We start from the raw sequence: 3,365 nt of genomic DNA on the forward strand, positions 1-3,365 counted from the left end.
CCGGGACATCCCCTGCGGCGACGCCACCGGCGGGGCCGGTCCCGGCGGCCCGCGCGCCGCCCGAGGCGGCCGCGGGTCGGGCGGCCGGGATGCGGCGGGCGCCCGGGACTCCGTGGGTGCTGAGCCAGGCCGGGTCCGCCCGCGGGAGCAGGCCCGTGTCCAGTTGGTCCCAGGAGGCCAGGCAGCCCGAGCCCAGGAAGTGCTGATTGCCGAGGGACTCGCGGATGCCGAGGTCGGTGAGGACGGCGGTGGGGATGCCCCGGTGGAGGGACTCCAGGGCGGCGGTGGAGGAGACCGTGACGAGCAGGCCGGTGGTGTCCAGGACCTCGCCCATGTGGCCGTAGACCAGCCGGCAGTTGGGCGGCAGGCCGCCCGGGAGGCGTTCGGCCAGGCGTTGGTAGGGGTGCTCCTCCAGGTGGGTGGTGTGCTCCCCCGGCCGGCTGCGCAGTTTGACCAGCACCTCGCGGTCCGGGTGCAGCCGGGCGTGCCCGGCGGCGCGGCCCAGCAGGTAGGCGCGGTCGGCGCGGCTCTCGGGCACGGAGGGCTGCACCGCGAAGACCACCCGGTGCGTGCGGGTCCCGGCGGGCTCGTACGGGGCCCCGGCGAGGAAGGGCAGGGCGGTCTCGGTGACGGCGCCGGGGTCGGCGCCCGCCCCCTCGTACACGGCGCGGAAGCGCTCCGCGTCATGGCGGGAGTTGGCGAGGACCAGGTCAGCGCCGTGCCGCAGCAGCAGCCCGTCGGCGAGCTTCTCGTAGACCACGCCCACGTACCCGGTGACGAACACGGGCCGCGCCGACGGCTCCGGCCACAGGGCGCGCGCGCCGTGCAGGACGGCCTGGACGGCGCCGCCGACGAGGGCGAGGACGACCACGTCGTGGCGTTCGCGCCCGAGCTCCGCGAGGAACTCCGCGCAGGTCACCTCCACCGGCGCGGCGTCGGCCCCCACTCCCGCCTCGCCGAGCTGGCGGGCGGTGGGGGTGGCGCGGCCGCGCAGGAGGTATCCGGTGATCCGGTGGCCCGGGGAGCCGTCGGAGGGGGCGAGGCGGCGGGCCGTGTGGGCGCCCCATTTCCATCGCGTGTCGGAATCGGCGAGTACGGCGATCCGCTGATCGGCCCGGCTTCTGCTGAGTGGCACTGGCACCCGGCAGAAGCTATTCCGCATTTCCGGTGGTCGGCCCAACGAGCGCACAACGCCGGGTTAACAACCCGTCGACGAAATGCGAAAGCGCCCTGGTTAACGCGACCGCCCCGCGTCGTTCACATGGAATACGCATCGGAGCCACGGTGAATGCCGGGCCGCGCCCTAAGGTCTCCCGGGTGCTCAAGCTCTCTGTGGTCGTGCCGTTCTACAACGTGCAGACATACGCCCCGGACGCCCTGCGGAGTCTCGAACTCAACGCCCGCGAGGATTTCGAGTTCCTGCTGGTCGACGACCGTTCCACGGACGGGACGCCCGGGCTGCTGGAGCGGGCCGCCGCGGCCCTGCCGGGGGCGGTGCTGCTCAGACGGGAGCGCAACGGCGGGCTGGCGACGGCCCGCAACACCGGGCTGGACGCGGCGCGCGGGCGCTACATCGCCTTCCTGGACGGCGACGACTGGCTGGCCCCGGGCCACCTGGCCCGCACCCTGGCCGCCATCGAGGCCCTGAACTGCGATTTCGTCCGGACCGACCATGTGCAGGTGACGGGCCGGGAGCGGGTCGTGCAGCGGGTGCCGTACGGGCCGGAGTCGGTGGTGGCCGATCCGCGCGCCGGGATCCTGCCGGCCTCGCGGGCCACCGCGGTGGACTATCCGTACGCCTGGGCCGGGATGTACCACCGTCGGCTGCTGGACCGGGGGCTGCTGCACTTCACCGACGGGCTGCGGACGGCGGAGGACCGGCCGTGGATCTGGCGGCTGCACCGGGAGGCGGAGTCGTTCGCCACGGTCGGCCTGCCGGGGGTCTTCTACCGGCGGGGAATTTCCACCTCGTTGACGCAGATCGGGGACGAGCGTCAGCTCGATTTCATCCGCGCATTCGACCAGGTCCTCTCGGACACGGCCGCCGACCGGGAATCCGAACTCCTGATCCCCAAAGCCGTCCGAACGTATTGCGCAATTATCGCGCACCACATCGGCTCGATCGAAAGGTTCGAACCGGCCGTGGCGAAAAAACTCCGGTCGATGAGCGCGGACGCGCTCGCCCGCATGCCGCGCGCCGCGCTGGAGCGGGCCCTGGACACGATGGACTCCGAGCGTTCCGCCCTGCTGCGCAGGCTGCGCCGCCGGAGCGCCTCCGTCACGGCCTCCGGGGCGTCCGCGTGAACGTGACGCAGGTCTTCCTCGCCTCCACCCTCTACGGCACGGCCACCCTCGCCGCCGCCCTCGACGCCGGCTGCCTCCCGCCGGCCGGCCGGCGGATCCTGCTGACCAGCAACCACTCCCCGGCCCCCGAGGTCACCCCGGGCCTGGACTCGATGCCGGGTTTCGCCGCGCTGCGCACCCGCTTCGACGAGGTGCTCGACTGGAACGCGGTCGTCGCCCCGCAGCACCCCAGCGCCTGGGCGCCCCGCCCGGAGGACGTCCCGCTGTGGGAGCGGCAGCTGCGGCGGCTGTGGGGGCTGGGCCGGGACCGGGTCGAGCTGGTCGTGGAGTCGCTGCAGGTACCGCCCGCGCAGAGCCTGTGCCGGCTGTTCCCGGGCGCCGCGATCGACGTCTACGCCGACGGGCTCATGTCGTACGGGCCCACCCGCTTCCGGATCGACCCGCAGATCGGGATGCGGGTGCGGCGGGTGCTGCACCTGGACCTGGTGCCGGGGCTGGAACCGCTGCTGCTGACGGAGTTCGGGGTGCGGGGGGAACTGGTCCCGGCGCCGGCCGTGCTGAAGGTCCTCACCGAGCTGGCGGACCTGGCGGAGCCGCTCGGACCCTCCACCGGGGAGGGGGCCGGGGACGGGTCCGGGGAGGAGCCGCCCGCCCTGCTGCTGGGGCAGTACCTGTCCGCGCTGGATCTGATGTCCCCGGACGAGGAGGAGGAGCTGCACGCCGCGATGGTGCGCGGCGCCTACGAGTGGGGCCACCGGGACCTGGTGTTCAAACCGCACCCGAGCGCCCCCGGGGCGTACGCGCGACGGGCCGTGGCGGAGGCCGGCCGGCTGGGGGTGCGGCTGCGGGTGCTGGACGCGCCGGTGCTGGCCGAGACCCTGTACCAGCGGCTGCGCCCGGCGCTGGTGGTGGGCTGCTTCTCGACCGGGCTGCTGACGGCCCGGGCGCTGTACGGGATCCCGGTGGCGCGGACCGGTACGGGGGCCGTGCTGGGGCGGCTGGCCCCGTACCAGAACAGCAACCGGATCCCGCTGACCCTGGTGGACGCGCTGGTACCCGAC

3 protein-coding genes are annotated in these 3,365 nt (G+C 74.2%); 2 read left to right on the plus strand and 1 reads right to left on the minus strand.

What is annotated here, in order from left to right; translation table 11 throughout:
• Positions 1-1,162 (minus strand): DUF6716 putative glycosyltransferase (locus tag VR44_RS19075; RefSeq protein ID WP_052713702.1); only part of this gene is annotated, 1,162 nt, incomplete at its 3' end.
• Between the two features lie 155 nt (positions 1,163-1,317).
• Here VR44_RS19075 and VR44_RS19080 point away from each other — a divergent pair.
• Both VR44_RS19080 and VR44_RS19085 read left to right on the plus strand, forming a co-directional pair.
• Positions 1,318-2,304 carry a glycosyltransferase family 2 protein gene (locus tag VR44_RS19080; protein WP_045948750.1) on the plus strand — a complete coding sequence of 329 codons (987 nt, stop codon included), beginning with the start codon at positions 1,318-1,320 and terminating at the stop codon, positions 2,302-2,304.
• Positions 2,301-3,365 (plus strand): polysialyltransferase family glycosyltransferase (locus VR44_RS19085; RefSeq protein ID WP_045948751.1); only part of this gene is annotated, 1,065 nt, incomplete at its 3' end. The genes VR44_RS19080 and VR44_RS19085, both read left to right, overlap by 4 nt.

Origin of the sequence: Streptomyces katrae, from assembly GCF_000966975.1 — a bacterium.
Taxonomy (GTDB): domain Bacteria; phylum Actinomycetota; class Actinomycetes; order Streptomycetales; family Streptomycetaceae; genus Streptomyces; species Streptomyces katrae.